At 64.5% G+C, this 18,039-nt stretch carries 18 protein-coding genes and 3 pseudogenes; 12 read left to right on the forward strand and 9 right to left on the reverse strand.

Features of this window, described 5'->3' with window-relative positions; genetic code table 11:
* Positions 1–7 precede the first annotated feature (7 nt).
* From FHJ30_RS17565 to FHJ30_RS17605, 9 genes and pseudogenes are all read left to right on the forward strand, one after another.
* Positions 8–334 (forward strand): hypothetical protein, encoded by a 327-nt coding sequence (locus tag FHJ30_RS17565; protein ID WP_139030540.1) that lies wholly within the window; start codon positions 8–10, stop codon positions 332–334.
* Positions 335–434: 100 nt separating this feature from the next.
* Entirely contained in the window at positions 435–698 is a 264-nt protein-coding gene (locus FHJ30_RS17570) for an SHOCT domain-containing protein (RefSeq protein WP_043471836.1), read from the forward strand.
* Positions 698–2,197 carry a multicopper oxidase family protein gene (locus FHJ30_RS17575; protein ID WP_139030559.1) on the forward strand — a complete coding sequence of 500 codons (1,500 nt, stop codon included), beginning with the start codon at positions 698–700 and terminating at the stop codon, positions 2,195–2,197. Before FHJ30_RS17570 ends, FHJ30_RS17575 begins: the two co-directional genes overlap by 1 nt.
* A 320-nt stretch (positions 2,198–2,517) precedes the next feature.
* Positions 2,518–3,780: an MFS transporter gene (locus tag FHJ30_RS17580; RefSeq protein ID WP_139030541.1), complete on the forward strand. Its 1,263-nt coding sequence runs from the start codon at positions 2,518–2,520 to the stop codon at positions 3,778–3,780.
* Positions 3,764–4,141 (forward strand): helix-turn-helix transcriptional regulator, encoded by a 378-nt coding sequence (locus FHJ30_RS17585; RefSeq protein ID WP_139030542.1) that lies wholly within the window; start codon positions 3,764–3,766, stop codon positions 4,139–4,141. The genes FHJ30_RS17580 and FHJ30_RS17585 overlap by 17 nt, the downstream gene beginning before the upstream one ends.
* Positions 4,142–4,183: 42 nt before the next feature.
* A pseudogene (locus tag FHJ30_RS17590) lies at positions 4,184–5,136 on the forward strand (FAD-dependent oxidoreductase); the annotation flags it as partial.
* Positions 5,137–5,169: 33 nt separating this feature from the next.
* On the forward strand, positions 5,170–5,844 hold the full coding sequence (locus FHJ30_RS17595) for an arsenate reductase ArsC (protein ID WP_139030543.1): 675 nt from the start codon (positions 5,170–5,172) through the stop codon (positions 5,842–5,844).
* Positions 5,841–6,261 (forward strand): annotated as a pseudogene (locus tag FHJ30_RS17600) (low molecular weight phosphatase family protein). Before FHJ30_RS17595 ends, FHJ30_RS17600 begins: the two are co-directional and overlap by 4 nt.
* Before the next feature lie 160 nt (positions 6,262–6,421).
* A complete protein-coding gene (locus tag FHJ30_RS17605; protein WP_139030544.1) occupies positions 6,422–6,898 on the forward strand; it encodes a universal stress protein in 477 nt (158 codons plus the stop codon).
* Between the two features lie 40 nt (positions 6,899–6,938).
* Here the strand turns inward: FHJ30_RS17605 and FHJ30_RS17610 are convergent, their stop codons facing one another.
* From FHJ30_RS17610 to FHJ30_RS17640, 7 genes and pseudogenes are all read right to left on the reverse strand, one after another.
* Positions 6,939–7,523, reverse strand: a complete 585-nt coding sequence (locus FHJ30_RS17610; protein WP_139030545.1) for a hypothetical protein — start codon at positions 7,521–7,523, stop codon at positions 6,939–6,941.
* Positions 7,520–10,231, reverse strand: coding sequence for a site-specific integrase (locus tag FHJ30_RS17615; RefSeq protein ID WP_139030546.1), 2,712 nt, complete (start codon positions 10,229–10,231; stop codon positions 7,520–7,522). The genes FHJ30_RS17610 and FHJ30_RS17615 overlap by 4 nt, the downstream gene beginning before the upstream one ends.
* Complete coding sequence (locus tag FHJ30_RS17620) at positions 10,228–11,421, reverse strand: tyrosine-type recombinase/integrase (protein ID WP_139030547.1); 1,194 nt, start codon at positions 11,419–11,421, stop codon at positions 10,228–10,230. Before FHJ30_RS17620 ends, FHJ30_RS17615 begins: the two co-directional genes overlap by 4 nt.
* Positions 11,422–11,515: 94 nt before the next feature.
* Positions 11,516–11,701 (reverse strand): annotated as a pseudogene (locus FHJ30_RS21770) (hypothetical protein); the annotation flags it as partial.
* Positions 11,702–11,720: 19 nt separating this feature from the next.
* Positions 11,721–12,053 carry a hypothetical protein gene (locus tag FHJ30_RS17630; protein WP_139030548.1) on the reverse strand — a complete coding sequence of 111 codons (333 nt, stop codon included), beginning with the start codon at positions 12,051–12,053 and terminating at the stop codon, positions 11,721–11,723.
* Positions 12,054–12,172: 119 nt separating this feature from the next.
* Positions 12,173–12,301, reverse strand: a complete 129-nt coding sequence (locus FHJ30_RS21890; protein ID WP_257223682.1) for a hypothetical protein — start codon at positions 12,299–12,301, stop codon at positions 12,173–12,175.
* 168 nt (positions 12,302–12,469) lie between these two features.
* Positions 12,470–12,910 (reverse strand): hypothetical protein, encoded by a 441-nt coding sequence (locus tag FHJ30_RS17640; RefSeq protein WP_139030549.1) that lies wholly within the window; start codon positions 12,908–12,910, stop codon positions 12,470–12,472.
* Positions 12,911–13,326: 416 nt separating this feature from the next.
* On the opposite strand from FHJ30_RS17640, the gene FHJ30_RS17645 reads away from it, so the two are divergent.
* On the forward strand, positions 13,327–14,532 hold the full coding sequence (locus FHJ30_RS17645; RefSeq protein ID WP_240793753.1) for an IS110 family transposase: 1,206 nt from the start codon (positions 13,327–13,329) through the stop codon (positions 14,530–14,532).
* Positions 14,533–14,758: 226 nt separating this feature from the next.
* On the opposite strand, the gene FHJ30_RS17650 is transcribed toward FHJ30_RS17645, so the two are convergent.
* Positions 14,759–14,938 (reverse strand): hypothetical protein, encoded by a 180-nt coding sequence (locus tag FHJ30_RS17650; RefSeq protein WP_139030551.1) that lies wholly within the window; start codon positions 14,936–14,938, stop codon positions 14,759–14,761.
* A gap of 399 nt (positions 14,939–15,337) precedes the next feature.
* Here FHJ30_RS17650 and FHJ30_RS17655 point away from each other — a divergent pair, with 399 nt between their 5' ends.
* Positions 15,338–15,766, forward strand: a complete 429-nt coding sequence (locus tag FHJ30_RS17655) for a hypothetical protein (protein ID WP_139030552.1) — start codon at positions 15,338–15,340, stop codon at positions 15,764–15,766.
* Between the two features lie 337 nt (positions 15,767–16,103).
* Complete coding sequence (dprA, locus tag FHJ30_RS17660) at positions 16,104–17,012, forward strand: DNA-processing protein DprA (RefSeq protein WP_139030553.1); 909 nt, start codon at positions 16,104–16,106, stop codon at positions 17,010–17,012.
* A gap of 281 nt (positions 17,013–17,293) precedes the next feature.
* Here the strand turns inward: dprA and FHJ30_RS21440 are convergent, their stop codons facing one another.
* On the reverse strand, positions 17,294–17,467 hold the full coding sequence (locus tag FHJ30_RS21440) for a hypothetical protein (RefSeq protein ID WP_171059118.1): 174 nt from the start codon (positions 17,465–17,467) through the stop codon (positions 17,294–17,296).
* Between the last annotated feature and the right edge of the window lie 572 nt (positions 17,468–18,039).

Here is an 18,039-nt window from a genome sequence, read left to right on the forward strand (position 1 = left end):
AAACCCGATGCCCGGACTAGTCCTGCACACAGGCCCGTCCTCTGATCTGCCGGCTGTGCCGCACAGCGCTGCCAACGCAGTCGGGGCACTTGGTGCGGGCGTCCGGCTGGAAGTGATCGTCCAGGGTGGCCGCGGTGGCAGCCCCGGCCCGGGGACAGACCTCGCCGGGTCCCTCCCAGGCCTGCTCCGGGACGACGTCAGGATCCTGGCCCGCGAAAACAGCATGCGCTCGGCCGGACTGGAAGCAGCCGACCTGGCGCCGGGTCGGAACGGTTCCCGCCGCCGTCGGGCACGTGCACAACGTCAATGGGACGGCTGGGCGTACATCCGCTGAGCCCTTGACGCTGCCGGCCGGCGCTGGACCCTGATCGGGCCCCGGTGCGGAGTGCAGCCGGCAGGACAGCGGCCGATGCCGCAGGAAACGGAGAGCGAAAATGATGGACGGATATGGTTCGATGATGGGATGGGCGTGGCTGTTCTGGCTGCTGCTGATTATCGGTATCGTCCTGCTGGGCATCCTTGCCGTACGGGCTTTCTCCGGCGGCAGGACTAACCGGGGCGAGGGCTCCGGCCCGGGCGGGCCCGGACCTGCGGATGTGAGTACTGCCCGGCGGATCCTGGATGAACGCTACGCCAGGGGCGACATAACCACGGAGGAATACCGTGAAAGGCTGGAAGTCCTTGGGGACGGTACATGATGCAACCTCTCAGCCGCCGCAGTGCCCTGCTCCTGGGAGGCGCCGGGGCGGCGGCCGCCGCGGCGGGCGCGGCAGGATTGCTGTGGGGTCCGGGCGCCGGGTTCCAGGCTGCCGGCGGGCAGGACCTGAACGAACCCCAGGCCCTGCACAGCGCCGGTGGCCTGCTTCAGCTGAAGCTTTCAGCGGCCCCGGGACGGGTAAGGATCGCCGGCAGGGATGCCACGGCGCTGTCCTATAACGGGTCCCTTCCCGGACCCACCTTGTTCCTTCAGGCCGGAGACCGGTTGAACGTGACGCTGGAGAACCGGTTGGAGGAGGTGACGAATCTGCACGTCCACGGGCTGCACGTTTCCCCGCAGGGCAACAGCGACAATGCGCTGCTTTCCATTGAACCGGGAACATCCTTTGATTATGAGTACCGGCTGCCGGCGAACCACCCGCCGGGCGTGTTCTGGTACCACCCGCATCGTCACGGTATGGTCGCCGACCAGATTTTCGGCGGGCTGTACGGAGCCATCGTCGTCCAGGATCCCCGGCCCATCCCTGCCAGCCGGGAACGGGTCCTGGTGATTTCCGACATTTCCCTGAACGCAGACGGAAGCATAACCGCGGTGTCGGCGATGGAGAAAATGATGGGCCGGGAAGGTGAGCTCGTGCTGGTCAACGGGCAGCTGAATCCTCGCCTGGCCGCCCGGCCGGGCGAGCGTGAACGGTGGAGGATCATCAATGCCTGCACCGGGCGGTATCTGAGGCTTCGACTGGACAGCCAGCAGCTGCAGCTGCTGGGCCTGGACTCCGGCCGCCACCGGACCCCACGTGACGTCGAGGAGGTGCTGCTGGCTCCCGGCAACAGGGCGGACCTGCTGGTTACCGCCGAGGTGGGGACGTCCGTGCTGCGCGCCCTGCCCGTGAACAGGGGCAGCATGGGGTCCATGATGGGCGGCAACGGGACCACGCGGTCTCCGGCCAGTCCCGACGGTACCGCCCTGGCGACCTTCACCGTCGCCGGCGCACCCGGCGCCGCCCTCGCGCCGGTCCCCGAGCAGCCGGCGCCCCGGGACCTTCGCGCTGAGCCGGTCACCGCCCGGCGCGAACTGGTCTTCGCCATGGGCATGGGCAATAACAGCAGCGGCAGCGCAGGCATGGGCGACGGCATGGGACAGGGTTCAGGGATGATGAGTTTTACCATCAACGGCAGACCGTTTGACCCGGCACGGGTCGACACCACGGTTCCGGCCGGTGCTGTCGAAGAGTGGACGCTGAAGAACACGAGCCCGATGGACCACCCGATGCACTTGCACGTTTGGCCCATGCAGATCATTGAGCAGGCAGGCCAGCCCGTGGACACTCCCAGATGGCAGGACGTGGTCGACATCCCGGCCCGCAGCAATGTCCGGGTCCGGATCGCCTTCGATGATTTCACCGGCAAAACCGTCTATCACTGCCACATTCTGGATCACGAGGACAGCGGCATGATGGGCCTGATCGAGGCCCGGTGACCCGGTGTCCTCCCGGGCCTCGAACCCACTGCGAAAGGCCATACTGCCTGAAGCACGGGCCTGGCCGAGCCCACGGCTATACGCGTAGGCCCGCCGGCGAATGCAGGAGCTCCCATAGTGCCGGGACGAGGCAGCGAAACGAGATGCATGCCTCCGGCCGGCACCGGACGCCGGCATTGAGACGGCCGTTAGGCTTCGGCGGATCAGCTCCAGGCAGACACCTCTTGCGGTCTGGCCCGTCGATGGGCGAACGGGCAGGACGAAAGTCGACTACTATTAGTGCAGATACGCGCACGTATGCACTTATGAGAGTTGGACTGATGTTAGCGGTTCTGCGGAATGTGACCTACCGGCGGCTGTTCGCCGCACAGATCGTGGCCCTGATCGGCACCGGACTGCTCACGGTGGCCTTGGGCCTGCTGGCCTATGACCTGGCCGGCCGGAACGCCGGAGCGGTACTGGGAACGGCCCTGACGATCAAGATGCTCGCCTACGTGGGTCTGGCCCCGTTGATCAACGCACTGGTGGCGCGGCTGCCGAAAAAGCCGGTCCTGATCGGGGCGGACCTGATCCGGGCGGCGATGGCACTGTGCCTGCCGTTCATCACCGACACCTGGCAGATCTACGTCGTGATCTTCCTGCTGCAGTCCGCCTCCGCGACCTTCACCCCGGCGTTCCAGTCGCTGATCCCGACCATTTTGAAGGACGAGCGGGACTACACTCGCGCGTTGTCCCTCTCCCGGCTGGCCTACGACATGGAAGCCCTGGTCAGCCCGGCCCTTGCGGCTTTGTTGCTGGCGCTGATCAGCTACAACAACCTGTTCATCGGCACCGTCGCCGGGTTCCTGTTCTCGGCCTTCATGGTCACCATCACGGTTCTGCCCCGGCCTTCCGCCCCGGCCGGGCCGCAGACGTCGCTGTGGCACCGGACCACCCTGGGTGCACGGATCTTCTGGCGCAACCGGCGCCTGCGGTCCCTGCTGGCCCTGAACCTCGTGGTCGCAGCACCGACGGCCCTGGTGCTCGTCAACACCGTGGTCTACGTCCGCGACGTCCTGCACCGCCCCGACACCGACCTGGCCCTTGCCCTGGCCTGCTTCGGAGTCGGGTCCATGATCGTCGCCTTGTCAGCGCCCCGGGTCCTGGACCGGTTCGGGGACCGTGCCGTGATGCTCACCGGCGCCGCCCTGATCCCTGCCGTGCTGGCCGGCGCCACACTCCTGACCATCCTGGGGGCCGGTGGGTCCGGGTGGTGGCTGCTGCTGGGGCTGTGGTTCCTGCTCGGCGCGGGAAACTCCACGATCCTCACGCCCTCGTCCCGGCTGCTGCGCGATGCCTCCACCGAGGAAACCCGGCCCTACGTCTTCACCGCGCAGTTCTCCCTCTCCCACGCCTGCTACATCCTGACCTACCCGCTGGCTGGCTGGATCGGAGCCGCCGCCGGACTGGGCTGGGCCGCGCTTGCCCTGACAATCATTGCGATAATAGGCAGTGCAGCGGCATTCCTGTCCTGGCCAAGGCACACCGCCGCGGCCTCCCAGGAACCCACCAAAGAGGAGCAGAACGTTGAGCAGCCGTCCTAGCAGCGCGTTCAGCACCATCCCCCAGGAGCCTTCCCTGGTCCACCCGGTCACCCCGGGCCCGCAGTTGCTCGAAACAGCTGCCCGGACGCTGCGGATGCTCGCCGAACCCACCCGCCTGCACCTGCTCTGGCAGCTCTCCAACGGCCCGAAAACCGTCACCGAACTCACCGACGCGTCCGGGGCTGCCCGGACCGTGGTCAGCCAGCATCTGGCCAAACTCCGGCTCAGCGGCCTCGTGGACACCCGCAAGGACGGCCGGCACGTCATCTACTCCCTCCACGACGGGCACCTGATCCGGCTCATCCGCGAAACCATCAACCACGCCGACCACCGAACCACCGGAGAACCCACCCACGACTGACATCCCCTCCCCATGCCCGCTAACGTCCACTACCCAAAGGCGACCGTGGCCGCAGTCATCGACGCCTCGGGCACCTGGTCCACACGCAACCCGCTGGGCACCTCGGGGCTGCCAGCCATCGGCGAAGAAGCAACACAGGAGCGCATCTCCGCTCCGCTGCCCGGCGTCACCGGCCGTGACCGTGCCTCGTTTGCCGGGCGCCGGGTCCTGGTGGTCGGTGCCGGGCACTCCGCCGCCAACACGCTCATCAACCTCGCCGACCTCACCAAGGAGGAGCCGGACACCCGGATCCTGTGGGCCGTCCGGGGCGACTCGGCCGCGAAAGTCTACGGCGGTGGGGACCTGGACGGGCTGCCCGCGCGTGGCCAGCTCGGGGCCCGGGTCCGGCGGCTCGTGGAAGCCGGAAAAATCCAACTGCACACCGGCTTCGGCATCAGCACCCTGGAGGGCATCGATTCCGGAGTGACGGTCGAAGCCGTGGATGGCCGGACCATGGAGGCCGACGTCGTCATTCCCTGCACCGGTTTCCGCCCGGACCTGGACATCCTGCGCGAGCTCCGCCTCAACCTGGACTCTGCAGTGGAAGCGCCCATGGAGCTGGGCCCGCTGATCGACCCCGAATTCCACTCCTGCGGCACTGTCCCGCCGCACGGCGCCAAACTCCTCGCCCACCCGGACAAGGACTTCTACATTGTGGGGATGAAGTCCTACGGCCGCGCCCCCACCTTCCTGCTGGCCGCCGGCTACGAGCAGGTCCGCTCCGTCGCTGCGCCCTCGCCGGTGACCAGGAGTCCGCCGACACCGTGTACCTTGAGCTTCCCGTGACCGGGGTCTGCTCCACCGACGCCGGCACCAGCTGCGACGTCCCAGTCGCCTCATCCGCAGCAGCGGAAACCGTACCTGCAGAATCCGGCTGCTGCGCCGCACCAGAACCCGTGCTGGTGGGCTTCCCCACAGGCCTTGCCCGCGGCCGTTCCGGCGCCAACAACTCCTAAAGCAGTCAACGAACCCCTTAGTGGAGAGCTGTCATGACTGAACACCGCGATACCGGCCTTGGCCTGCGGGACAACACCGAGCTCCTGCACCGCATCAGTGAACGGCTCGCCGAGCGGTTCGCCGGGATCTTCGCCGCCGAAACCGTCGAACGCAACGTCTTCGAGTCCTACACGGCGCTGGCGCGCACCGCGAAAATCAGCGCGTACCTGCCCGCCACCACCGAGCATTTTGCGAACGATCGGCTGGCAGCCCTTGTCAGGTCCAAGGGAGCCGTTGGGTCAGAAGTTCCCGAAGTCCTGTTCGTCTGCGTGCAGAACGCCGGACACTCCCAAATGGCAGCAGCGCTGCTCACCGTCGAAGCCAAAGGCAGGATCCATGTCAGGTCCGCTGGGTCACTGCCTGCGGCCGAACTGGACCCCGGCGTCGTGACCGTGATGTCTGAAATGGGCCTGGACCTGACGAAGAACTACCCCAAGCCCCTCACCAATGACGTCGTCCGCGCATCCGACGTCGTCATCACCATGGGGTGCGGGGACTCCTGTCCCATCTACCCCGGCAAACGCTACGAGGACTGGGACCTGCCCGACCCGGCCGACCAGCCCCTCGACACCGTCCGGGACATCCGGGACCAGATCCACGAACGGGTCAAAACCCTCGTCGCCTCACTGACCGCTGTCTCACCCGAAAAGGAAACAACCTCCTCATGACCCAGGAAACGACTCCGTCCGTTTTGTTCGTCTGCAGCAAGAACGGCGGCAAATCCCAGCTCGCCGCAGGACTTATGCGCGACCTCGCGGGAGACAAAATTGCTGTCTATTCCGCCGGCACCAAGCCGGCGAAAGACCTGAACCCGCAGGCGGTTGGAGTCCCTGACCGAACTGGGTATCGACGTCACCGGCGAATACCCCAAAACAGTTACCGACGAGGTCCTGGACACCGTGGATGCCGTGATCGTCCTTGGCACAGAGGCAAAGCTGGAACCGGTTGAGGGCAAACGCTTCGAGGTCTGGGAAACGGACGAGCCCTCCGAGCGCGGGGTCGAAGGGATGGAACGGATGCGCCTGGTCCGGGACGACATCAAGGCCCGGGTCCAGACGCTCTACACGGAGCTCACCGGGAACTAGCCATGCCGCCCCGGCGCCGTCACGACACTGGCCGCGGAGGGTGCACCGCGGAGGGTGCACCGCGCAATGGACTCACCACGCTGTGCATCATCCAAATCACCGGTTGGGGCGTGCTCTACTACGCGCTGCTGGCTACCGCCGCATCGGCCGAAAGTCCCACATGCCCACTAAAGGATGGACGTCCGGCCCGATTGTGCTCGGTGTTGAGTGGAAGTTCTCACCACATCTGATCCGTACCGCAGCGGAGCTCGCGACCGCCCTGGGACAACACCTGGTCTGCGCTTTCGTGGACCCGGCCGGGTACCTCACAGAATGGGAACCGGACACGTCGCGGGACGCACATTCGCTCGATCCGGCCACCAATGAAGAAGCGGAGTACCCGGCAGATGAACTGCTTCACCGCCGCGAAGCGCTTCTGGGGCGACCTGGAAAGCAGTGGTCCTTCCGCGTGCTTAACGGAGACGTTCCCAAGGCGCTGTGCCGTCTGGCCGAAAACACCGGGGCTTCATTAATCATCGTTGGAGCCGACCGCCCCGGACCCCTGGCAAGGGTGGACAGGTTCCTTGCAGGATCTGTCTCATCATTCCTGACTCACAGACAACAACGTCCGGTCCTCATCGTTCCTGACCAAAGGTAGCGAAGTCCGATGGGACCGGCCGTGGGGGACGCTCTGGAAGTCACGATTGGCTGGGCAGGTGTCCTTTAGTGCGGTTGAGTTCTGCCATGAGGGAACGGTTGACCCGGTGGGCTGCCGCCAGGTCGGATGCGAGCTCATCTGTCTTCTGGCGAAGGTGGTGCACCTGTTGAAGTGCATCGCCGGCCTGCCCCGCAAGGATGGAGTTTTGATCCGTCAGTTCCTGGACGCGAACGCTTTGTGATTGGGCGTCGGTGCCGTCTATCTGGTCCCCGAGCAATTCGGAGATGCGGCGTCGGTGGTTCTGCAGGTCGTGCCGGAGCCGCTGGTTCTCCTTGCGCAGAAGATCGCGTTCGACCAGGAGCGAGCCCGCGGTTGAGTTCGCGGGTATCTCGCCCCCCTGGGCGCCTGCGAGCTGGCAGGCTTGCGCTTTCCTGAGGTGTTCAAGGAGGGGTTGCTGGCGGACCAGCCACGGGCTGACATGGGCGCGACGCGCAATCTCCGCAACCGTAATCGGAGTATTGGTCGCTTTCATTGCTTGGATGGTGGCGAGGACTGCCCGTCTTTTGGCACTGCTGTCGTTCTTCCTCTGCTGCACCATCGCCGCCGTTTTTGAACCCGCGCTCACATCTGGTCCCCTGTTGTGTCGGTCCTGATTTTTAGGCTTCCGACCGGAATGAAGGGTTTCTCGACAGCGGTCGGGACGCTGGCGCGGAGGCGGCGCAGCACCGCAGCTGCCTCGGCCAGTGACTCTCTTTCGCTGCCGGGCAGGTCGGCCACGCGCGACTCCTGGGCGGTGATGAGGGCGGTAAACGCGTCGATCTCATTCTGCGTGTCGGCAATCAGTGAGGGCCGTAGGTTCTGGGCGACCTGCCAGGCGAGGTCTTCCTTCATCCGTTCCAGATGCGCCTTGAGGTCAGGAAGGTGGGAAGGGTCGGATCTGAAGAATGTGCAGCCGCCGCATTGGAAACGGGCGGGGCAGGCTTTGCCTGCCGCTTTGATGTTGGCCGGTTCGGTGCAGTTGCCGAACGGGACGGCCACGGCCGCCATGGAGTACAGGTCTTCGGCCACCGGGGCGTGGGTGCCCTGCATGTCGAAGGAGAACCTTTTGACCGATTCGATGGCTTTGCGTTTTCGTGCGTTGGTCACCGTGTAGTACCTCGCCGTGGTGTCCGCGGAGCGGTGATCCATGAGGCGGCGCAGGGTTTCCTGGGCAACTCCTGCATCTGCCAGCCGTTGGCAGTAGGAATGTCGGAAGGCGTACGCGAAGACATTCCTCTTGTCGAACGCGCTTCCTGCTCCAGGACCGTCGGTCGGTCCGGGCAGGTCCGGGAGCTGGAGATCTATCCAGTCCCTAAGCCGTTGGTTGAACCAAATGGTCTTTAAGTGATTGTCCCTGGCACGGGAACGGAAAGTGGGGAAGAGCCAGTCCTGCTGACCTGCTGGCATGGCAGGGATGTGCTGGTCCCGGACGGCAAACCACGTTTCCATAGCTTCGGCAGTTTCAGCCCAAATGGGGAGGCGCCTGCCCCTGCGCCTGCCTTTGTCGTTGTGCCACAACAGGGTGGCTTGACCGGTGTGGTCGTAGCTAAGGCACTCGCGTCCAAGCTTCGCTATCTCACTGGGCCGTCTCCCCGCGTCCCGCAAAAGCGTCATGTAGCAGGTGAAGGCTGCTTTGTAGACGCCGTTTGGGACTGCGGCTGAAACTGGGCTGGAGACATGCGCCGTGGGTAACCGGGAGAAAAGGTACTCGATGACAGGTTCGGGAATTGCCCTACCAGTTTCGTCGTCTTCATCTGTTCCCGGGGCATCTTCGATGGGGATGTTCAGGTCATAGTCGAGGGAGAAGGAGAGGGTTGTCTTCTCGAACAGGTCCGAGCGCTTCCGGGCGTAGTCGATCATTCCCGCCACGGTCGATCCGAGGAAGCGCTTGTAATCGTTGGGGAGGGGCTTGCCGTCGATCCTGGTCAGAGCGGCCAGGGCCTGTGCCAGCACCTTGCCATGTTCGCGGGTTAGTGCGGAAGCATCGGCTGGCAGGGAAAGCGAGCGGGCGGTGCATTGCATGCTGAAGCCGGTGCAGAGCCGTGCGATGTGGGTGATGAGCGTGGTCGAGGAAGTTTCCGTGGTGGATTTTTCAAGAATCCATAGCTTCGTCATTTGTCGTGCCCATTCGAAAGGGATGGGTCGGAAGTCCAGGGCAGCCATTGATCGGGCGGAGCCCGATCTGTTCGACGAGGTCGTCAGCAGGCCAAAGGGAATGAGGTCTGACTTGAGAAGATCGCCCCCGGTGGACCAGGGGACGTAGCGTTCCAGCAGTCGTGCGCGTACGACCCGGAACATCGACCAGGCATTAGCCGAACGCATGACCTTGCCTGCAGTGAGTGCCCGAGTGTCGGCGTTTAGGAAGGATCTTGTGCCTGGCGGGAAATTCAGCGCTGACTGGATGAGCGTCTTGGTCGTGACGAGGTTGATCGGGAAGCCGATACGGTCCTGGTGCTGAAGTGCCCACAGCAGCTCCGTGGCAAGTCCTGGCTGCCGCCGGCGCAGCGGGGCAAAGCTGAGTTCGTACCTGCCCATTCGGGCCGGGGGAGCGTGGATTTCCCGGTAGCCGTCGGGCTCGAGTGAAACGACTGCTTCCCGTTCCAAGTGCAGGGCCAGTTCGGCGCGGTCGATGACGAGCTGGGCGTGCAGCCGGCAGATCCCGATCCCGTTACCGGGGTGCCGTTTGTAGCCGCACCAGGGAACGGAACAGTACTCTGGCGCCCGAACAGGCTTAGCCTCCTGGGCAACCACCCACGCGGCAATGTCTTCGACGGTGCGGATCGGATGATGACCCAGACACAGCGGAGGCAGCCGTGCTTTCTTTTGATGCCATCTCCTCGGGTTCCCCTCCGTAGCAGCCATCAGGGGCACACCCAGGCCTTTACTGCGGTTCGTACAGTTCGTCACTGAGCAAAGGATCGGGACGATCTGCGGTGTCCAGTTCGTTCCTTGCAGCCGGACTGCTCCGGCAATCCAGTCCTCGGCGCTCATGGCACCGATGCGTTTGGTGTGCCGGGAATAGCGTCCGTGGCAGACACTGCACAGTCCGCTGCTGCGCGTGAAGGATGGGCCGGAGCATCCGGGAAATCTGCATGCGTCAACGAGGGTGCCCAGATGGCCGGGAGTGCCGGTGAAAACCCAAGCCGCGCTGTCCCATTCGTTCGGGCGCCAGTCATCGTGGATCTCCCGGGCCAGCCACTGCTGGAATGCGGAGAGGTCAAGGGACGGGTCGACGGGTTCCGCCGACGCCGGAACACCGGCCTCATCACTGGCCAGTGCTTGTCCACGGCTCATAATTGCCCTCTCGGTATGGGGCGGACAGCCTCGATGGCGTCCCTAAGGTCCTGGTCGGTGGCGTGCTCATACACGTGCTGCGATGTGGCACTTCGGTGCCCGAGCAGTTCCTGCACGTCCGGTCCCGGCACTCCCGCCCGTTTCCATCGGGTCGCCGCGGTGTGCCGTGTCATGTGCGGGTTAACCCGGGGGCCGGTACGGGTCGAAGAGCGGTAGAACATTTTGATGGCGTTGGAGTACTTCAGCGCTTCCCCGAGGTGGGACCGGGAGTACAGGTTGACGAAGACCATGGGGCTGGAGTCCACGGCCAAGCGGTCGATCCGGTCCTCAACGTACAGGTGGTACAGGGTGCACACTGCTTCAGTGACCGGGACTCTGCGCGGAGTGGCGGACTTGGACAGGGCGGCGTTGGGGTTCTGGCGCCGCCGAACATGGATGTGAGGTCCGGCGGTCGCGCACCCGACGGCGCGCGAGTCCTGAAAGAGATGCAGATCCTCGGTCCGCAGCCCCAGCGCCTCGCCGATCCGGAGGCCCGTTTCAAGCATCAGCGCCACCAGGAAACGATCGCGGCGGTTCGCGGTGGCCGCCAGCAGTGACCCGGCACCCTCTTCATCGAGAAACTTGGGGGCTTCTTCGACTTCTTTGACTCGTACTGCACGTGACCTGGAAACCTTGCCCGGTAGGAGCCTGTCGCCGGAAAAGCCATACGCGATCCGGGTCTCATAGAAGCCCGCGGCAGTCTTCTCACTGATCAGATCGCTGCGCGCGGCCCACATATAGAACTGGGTCAGGGCTGCGGCGTATTGGTTCAATGTCTTCCCGCTCCGGTAGCGCGGTTCACGATATGCCGTGTCCTGTTCAGATGCGGGCAAGGCAGAAACAGCCAGTTCCCGAATGAACCGAGAAACGACGGGCACGCCATCGGCCCAGTTCAACCGTGCCGGACCGAGCCATGTGAAGAAAGCGGCCAGACGCTGAGCGTACGCCCTGATGGTGTTCGTAGAGCGGGCAGAGCCGAAGAGGTAGTGCAGGTACGAGCTGGCTTCAGGGTGCAGATCATAGGTGAAAGCATCCACAACGGCCCAGGAGGGGCCGCCGGTCTTATGGATGACCTTGAACGCGATCCACTGCCGCGAAATCGAGGGATTCGGTTGGTAGGTTGACGGAAACGGGACCGGTGACTGCGCCATGCGGACGTACCTCGTCAAGGGTAGATAATCCGTGCGTTCCGAGACGACCCTAGTTCAAAACTTACATGCCTGTGAACCCCACTTGCGGGCAGATAAGGCGGACTTGGACCTGCCAGTGCTCAATACTGACCAGGTCCCCGCAGCCGACAGGGGCTCGTTTGGCGGTGTTCCACCAGTCCGCGCGGGTAAACCAGCGCACCGGCTCGGCGGCCACGGCCCAGATCCGTCCGTCATATCTGACGGCTAGGGGAGTGCCGGCCGCGGTGAACCGCACCTGCACCGGCACGTCCAAGGGTTTGTCAGTTGCTGTTCTTGCCACGGGTCCGCTCTCCCAAATTCCTGTTCATCATTTCTTCCCGGCGGGTGACCGCCGAGCTCCACACCCAGGTCCGGTACGTGACCGGCCCGTCCTTCCACGTCACTTCCGCTGCCTTCGCTGTCCAGGCGAACACTTCGCCGTCCACCAGCTCGGCGCAGTTCGGGAACCGGATCCACGCCTTCACCGGGATCCCCGGATACCCGTTCTTGGCTGGGAAGTGCTCGAAATCAAGCTCTTCCACGGTCAACCCAATCGGGCCGGCCCGCCGCGCGTACTGCGCCTGGAGCGCGGCCGCAAACTCTTCGGAGGATATACCATAACCTTAGAATATATATTCGAATAGACACGCCAAAAAGTGGCGGCCAGGAACGGCCGCCATCCTTTTTATCTTGGGGGGAGGGGGGTTACCGATAGGACTTGCCCCCTCAGTCCCTACACGTCCTTTGGACCTTCGACTGTGTACTTATGCGTGTCCTTGATCATGCGCGTCATGGCCCGCACCGACTCCGGGTTGTCTTCCCAGCGGCTGCCGTCACGCGTACAAGCACGAAATGACTTCACGCCGGCTTCCTGGGAAGCCTGTCGGAGCTCTACCCAAGCCTCTTCCAGATCGGCCAGCTCGGCCGGTGTCAGCGGCGGCGCGCTCCGTCTCCGTGGCCGAGGCCGCAGAGAAGGACTCAGCCGCAGTTGGTGTCCGTCGCCGACCAAAAAATTCGCGCAGTCCCAAAGTTAAGTCTCCTCGTAGTGAATCGGGTAGTCGTCGGGCTCAGGGTTCTCCGCAATCTCGATATCCCGCAGGGCCTGTTCCTTTGTTACCTCATGCCCCTGCGGATCCAGCAACGCCCAGCGAAAGACAGGATCAGGTCCGGGCTGAACGACCCTCCGCGCCCAACGGTAGCGATGTTCTTTGAGCTTTTCCTTGTCATCGCGGAACTGCTTGTCCTTTTCGACAGCCCGATGCACCCTGCCCGCCGCGGATGAGTCGGCAACGCATTCGAGGCAGACGTGCCGGCGTCCGTCAGTGCTGGACTGATGGAGCCCAAAAGCATCTGCCGGCTTCAGCTTTCCGCACTTCCCTTTGCATGTTTTCATCTCATGGGTGTGAGGGCCGGCGCTGGGATCGACCATTTCACCGCAAGCTCCGCAATGTTTCAGATGTTTCAGCTCCATGCCCCGCAAGCTACCAGAAGGGCCGGACACTGAATGCGAAAGTCCGGGTGATGTTCGCCAGGGCTCACCCCCATATGGGCGTCCGCTGGCGCGGCCGGCTGTTGGGTCCAGGGCGTGCCGTCGCAGAGCTCCGGACCCCTGGCCCTGTCTTGTCTACGACGTTTTTGGCTGCTGTCCTTATGGTGTTGACGGGTGGTTCCGTGGCCGTTGTAGGGTCGTGGCTACCCGGGGGAGGCGGGTATGGCTTTGTTGCTGTGGTCCGGACGATCCAGGTCGTGACGGCTTCGTAGGATTGGCCGCCCGCCACCCCGCGATGACCCGACCGCTGATTGAGAGACGCGACATGATCGCCGGATAAGGACACGACGGCGCGGTTATCTGCCGGGTTCCACCCAATCAACAGACTGGAGGATGTTTTGGCGAAATTGTGGGCCGGCATCGACGCCGGCAAAGCCCATCACCACTGCGTCGTGATCGACGCCGACGGAAACCGGCTGCTCTCACAGAAGATCCCCAACGACGAACCAGCCCTGCTCCAACTTCTCGCCACCGTCCTTGAGATGGCAGGCGGGGACGAGGTGGTGTGGGCGACTGACCTGAACCATGGTGGACCGGCGCTGTTGATTGCCCTGCTCATCGGCCATGGTCAGGACATCCTGTACATTCCGGGCCGGACGGTGCACCACGCCTCCAAGATTTACCGCGGGGAAGGCAAAACCGACGCCAAGGACGCAGCGGTTATCGCCGACCAGGCCCGGATGCGGACCGATCTGCAACCCCTACGTGCGGGGGATGAGATCAGCACAGGGCTGCGGCTCCTGACTGCCCGCCGTGCCGACAAGTCCGCGGACCGGGTCCGCGCGATCAACCGTCTGCAAGCCCAGCTGCTCGAGTACTTCCCGGCGCTGGAACGGGCCTTCGACTACAGCCGTTCTAAGGCAGCCCTGACCCTGCTGACCAAGCACCGCACACCAGACGGAATCCGCCGCGCCGGCCAAGCCAGAATCCACGCCTGGCTGAAGAAACACGGGGCCCGTTCCTCCGCCGCGGTCGCCCAGGCCGCAGTGGACGCCGCGAAATCCCAGCACACCATCGTTCCCGCCCAACACCTCGGCGAGATGATCGTCGCCGCACTCGCCCGGGAAATCCTGACCCTGAACGAGGAACTCGCCAAACTCGATGCGCTGATCAGCGAGAAAGTAACCGAACACCAGCACACAGAGGTGTTGTTGAGCATGCCAGGGTTTGGCCCAGTTCTGGCCGCCGAATTCCTTGGCGCCACCGGCGGCGACCTCACCGTCTTCCAATCCGCCGACCGGTTCGCAGGCGTCGTCGGACTGGCACCGGCCCCCAGGGACTCGGGGAGAATCAGCGGAAACCACCACCGGCCCCGGCGCTACGACCGACGGCTCCTCCGGGTCTTCTACCTCTCCGGGCTCTCCGCGCTGAAGTCCTGTCCCTCCTCGCGCGGCTACTACGACCGCAAACGTGCGGAGGGGAAATCGCACATCCAAGCAATGCTGTCGCTTGCAAGACGGCGGCTCAATGTCCTCTGGGCCATGCTCCGTGACGGCACTACCTACAACCCCGCCTCCGCGGCCACAACCACTATGGCCGCCTGACGTTCGGCGGGACTGCAGACATCGAGGGGTTGACTATCCGGCCGGTGAAGGAATCCTGACGGGTCAGAGTCGAAGCTGGATCATCAGAAGGGTGACTCGACGCTATCCTTGGCAATAGCTTGACAGGGTTCCGGGAGGCGCCATGTCCATTCCCAAACCAGTTTGCAGCCTAGCGCAGGACGAGTCCTGTGCCCTTTCAGTGTCAGCTGGTTAACTCCTGCGGCTCCTAATTTTGAGGCGGCGGAGCTGATTTTTTGCGATGCAGAAATGCGATGACGACCAGATAAGCCACAAACGCGAGCCCAATAATTGCGGATGCAACCACACCAATGTCCTCGGGAAGTAGCACTCGCAAGAGAATCGAAAGTGCCGTGGCGGCAGCTAGGATCAACAAGGTCTTGGCCACGCTGAAACTCTTCATGCTCTAAAGTACCCGGTGCCCTAACTCTAAACGGGACGAATTTCGCGATCGGGATGGCTGGGCGACGCTGAATCGATCACCAGATCGGGCCTCGCTGCGCTCGGGCGGTACAAGCTTTTTCTTTCCTTTTTTGCTGCTGTCCGTTGGATCATGCGTGCCCGCTCCACCGGCGCAACCGTCCTGCGGACGGCCGCGCACCGTGTGCCTTGTGTCGGCGCTGCGCTTATTTCCTCCCACAACCCATCCGCTGCTTGCCCTTCGGGTTGCCCCGGCTCCGTCGGGCACAGCTACGCGATGCTCCGCCAGCAGGCAAAAAACATGGTGGGGGAGAGGGAAGTCGGTAGTCCAGGCACCCGCCCCGCCTGAGCGAAACGGAGCATCACCTTGAGCGCAGAAACCATGACCCGCACGGTCACAACCGACACCGCCGAAGCGGTGACCGCCCCGGTCCTGCCCGCCGACGACCGGGCAGGTGACGGGTACGACTGGATGGACACCCTTGAAGGCACCGCCTGGTCCGCGCTGCCGAACTGGGGAAGCGAGGGGTGGGACGCCGGATCCTGGCCCTACATCATCCTCGCCGTCGCCCGCACCCGGGACGGGAGCGGGGAACTGTTCGGCTACGGAACCTACGTCGAGGGCGACACCGCGACTTACTGGTTCCGGTCCCAGGACGCCTGCTTGGAAGCGGTTACCGCCGAAGTGTTCTTCCACTGGGCCTCCGGCCAGTCCGACGGCCCGGACAACCTGCCCGCCACAGCCGCCAGGCTGCCGGGGCAGGACCGGAAGCCCTACCCGGGCTGGACGGACTAGAAGCACCTTGGGCGTCCCGGCCGCCACCGGCCGGGACACCCGAGCGGCACGCCGACATCCGTTGACAACATCATTGAGATTCCTGCGGATCGTACGTGCCCGCTCCACCGGCTCAACCGTCCTGCGGACGGCCGCGCAGCCGATGCCTTGTGTCGGCGCTTCGCTTATTTCCTCCCACAACCCATCCGCTGCTTGCCCTTCGGGTTGCCCCGGCTCCGTCGGGCACAGCTACGCGTTGCTCCGCCAGCAGGCAAAAAACGCCCGGGGGAGAGGGGAAGCTGGCCGGTCACCAAAGCTGCCCCACCCACCGGACCCTCAGCAAAGGATGAGAGAAATCATGAACGATCGCATTGCACGCGCAGCCCTGACCCGACTCTTCGAACCCGGCGACCGTGTCGGCCGTGCCCTCGTGGGCAGGCTCGGCGCGTACGCCGCGTTGCGGCTCGCCACCGGCGCGCAGCCCCTACACGCCATCCCGGAAGTTACGGTCGAGGAACTGTCAGAAGCGCTGAAGCGGTGGGCCCCACGGGTTCCGGAGGTCGACCCGGAGAAGGACCTGGCCACTATCGACCGCTTGGGCGGCGGCTTCCTCATCCCAGGCGATGAACACTGGCCGGAAGGCCTGGACGATCTGCCCGATGCCCCGTACGGGCTCTGGTACCGGGGCAACATCGACAACGGCATCCCGGCGCCTTCGAAGTGTGTGGCCCTTACCGGTTCCCGGGACTCGACCAGCTACGGCGCCTCCGTAACGGGGGACATGGCATACGGGTTGGTTCAGCGTGGAATCTGCGTGATCTCAGGGATGGCCTACGGCATCGATGCACACGCGCACCGGGCCGCGTTGGCCGGAAGCCAGGGAGAAGGACCGGCAACACTAGCGGTACTGGCCGGAGGCCTTGACCGTGACTACCCGTCCGGTAACGCCGACCTCGCGGCCGCGATCCGTGGAACAGGGCTGACCCTCTCAGAGCTGCCGCCCGGTTCCGCCCCGACCCGGTACAGGTTCCTGCAAAGGAACCGCATCATCGCCGCCCTCGCCGGCGTCACCTGTGTCGTTGAAGCCCGCTGGCGCTCAGGGGCGCTGAACACCGCACACCACGCCGAAACCATTGCCCGGCACGTCGCGGCCGTCCCCGGGAGCGTGCACAGCGCCAACTCCGCAGGATGCCACCGGCTCCTGAAAGAAGGCGGCGCGGTGCTGGTATCCGATGCGGCCGAACTGGCCGAACTCCTCGCAGGTTAGTCCCTTCAGGTGGCCGTCCCGTTGCCGGGGCGGTCACCGCTGGCGGTCCGCCGTCGTGGCCGGCTTGCGCTGGGGGTTGGCGACGGCGGACCGCCATTCGCACACTCACGACCGGCGACCTCAGGGCACGCGGCCGCCGAAGCCAGGGACCCCAAAAGGGGGACTCGGGGTGCTTATGAGGGTTCGCAGGGCTCACCAGGAAAAGGGCGTCCGCTGGCGCGGCCGGGTGCGGATTCCATCGCCAGCTCCGCAGAGCTCCGCCGCCCCTGGACCCGTTCTATCTACGCCGTGTTGCGGCGGATGTTCTGCTCAGCGAGCCGGCGCCACAGCACGAGGGCAACAAAGCTATTGAGGATGGCGATAAAAACATCACCCGTGACAGGGCGGCCAATGAACAGGTCCACGGCCACCAGCACCAGGGACCCGGCTGCGGCCAGCACGAACACAACAACCAAGCTCCGCAGGACACCGTGAGGGCGGCCGGCACGTGCAGCAGGATCTCTCATTTTGGAAAGAACCCGCCGTTGCACGTCTCCAAACAGGTCCTCATCGCCGAGCGTGCGCGGCGCCCGACCTGTGCCTAGGCGGAAGCTTACTTCGACGACGGATAGCCATCGCAGCCGCCGTCACCGCAACAGCGGGTATCAGAAGCGCGATAGCGCCGGGACTCATGAATGCGCCAGCGCTGACGTACGCCAACAGCGAGAACGCCCAGGTAAGAGCCGCGGCATACTCTGCGAGCACAGCTCCCGAACCCCGCACTGCGGGATCACGGAAGGAAAGGAAGGCACCATTTGCCGTGTTGTCCATGATCACTCCTTGCCGTACCAGCGATGACGTGGAGTAATGACACCACGAATGCACCAGGCAGGCCAGAGTCGGTAGGTTTGCCAGCGCGTTCCGCCCTGGTGGAGATGCGTGTTCGCAGAGCTCACACAGGAATCGGGCGTCCGCTGACGCGGCCGACTGTGGGTCCAGTGCCGGCTCCGCAGGGCTCCGCCGCCCCTGGCCCTGTTCTGTCTACGAC

Origin of the sequence: Arthrobacter sp. BB-1 (genome assembly GCF_006151685.1) — a bacterium.
Taxonomy (GTDB): Bacteria; Actinomycetota; Actinomycetes; order Actinomycetales; family Micrococcaceae; genus Arthrobacter.

Excerpts from the sequence above, each read along its gene's own strand:
- FHJ30_RS17565 (WP_139030540.1), top strand. The coding sequence starts at position 8 with ATGCCCGGACTAGTCCTGCACACAGGCCCGTCCTCTGATCTGCCGGCT.
- FHJ30_RS17570 (WP_043471836.1), top strand. The coding sequence starts at position 435 with ATGATGGACGGATATGGTTCGATGATGGGATGGGCGTGGCTGTTCTGG.
- FHJ30_RS17575 (WP_139030559.1), top strand. The coding sequence starts at position 698 with ATGCAACCTCTCAGCCGCCGCAGTGCCCTGCTCCTGGGAGGCGCCGGG.
- FHJ30_RS17580 (WP_139030541.1), top strand. The coding sequence starts at position 2,518 with ATGTTAGCGGTTCTGCGGAATGTGACCTACCGGCGGCTGTTCGCCGCA.
- FHJ30_RS17595 (WP_139030543.1), top strand. The coding sequence starts at position 5,170 with ATGACTGAACACCGCGATACCGGCCTTGGCCTGCGGGACAACACCGAG.
- FHJ30_RS17605 (WP_139030544.1), top strand. The coding sequence starts at position 6,422 with ATGCCCACTAAAGGATGGACGTCCGGCCCGATTGTGCTCGGTGTTGAG.
- FHJ30_RS17615 (WP_139030546.1), bottom strand. The coding sequence starts at position 10,231 with ATGAGCCGTGGACAAGCACTGGCCAGTGATGAGGCCGGTGTTCCGGCG.
- FHJ30_RS17620 (WP_139030547.1), bottom strand. The coding sequence starts at position 11,421 with ATGGCGCAGTCACCGGTCCCGTTTCCGTCAACCTACCAACCGAATCCC.
- FHJ30_RS17640 (WP_139030549.1), bottom strand. The coding sequence starts at position 12,910 with ATGGAGCTGAAACATCTGAAACATTGCGGAGCTTGCGGTGAAATGGTC.
- dprA (WP_139030553.1), top strand. The coding sequence starts at position 16,104 with ATGAACGATCGCATTGCACGCGCAGCCCTGACCCGACTCTTCGAACCC.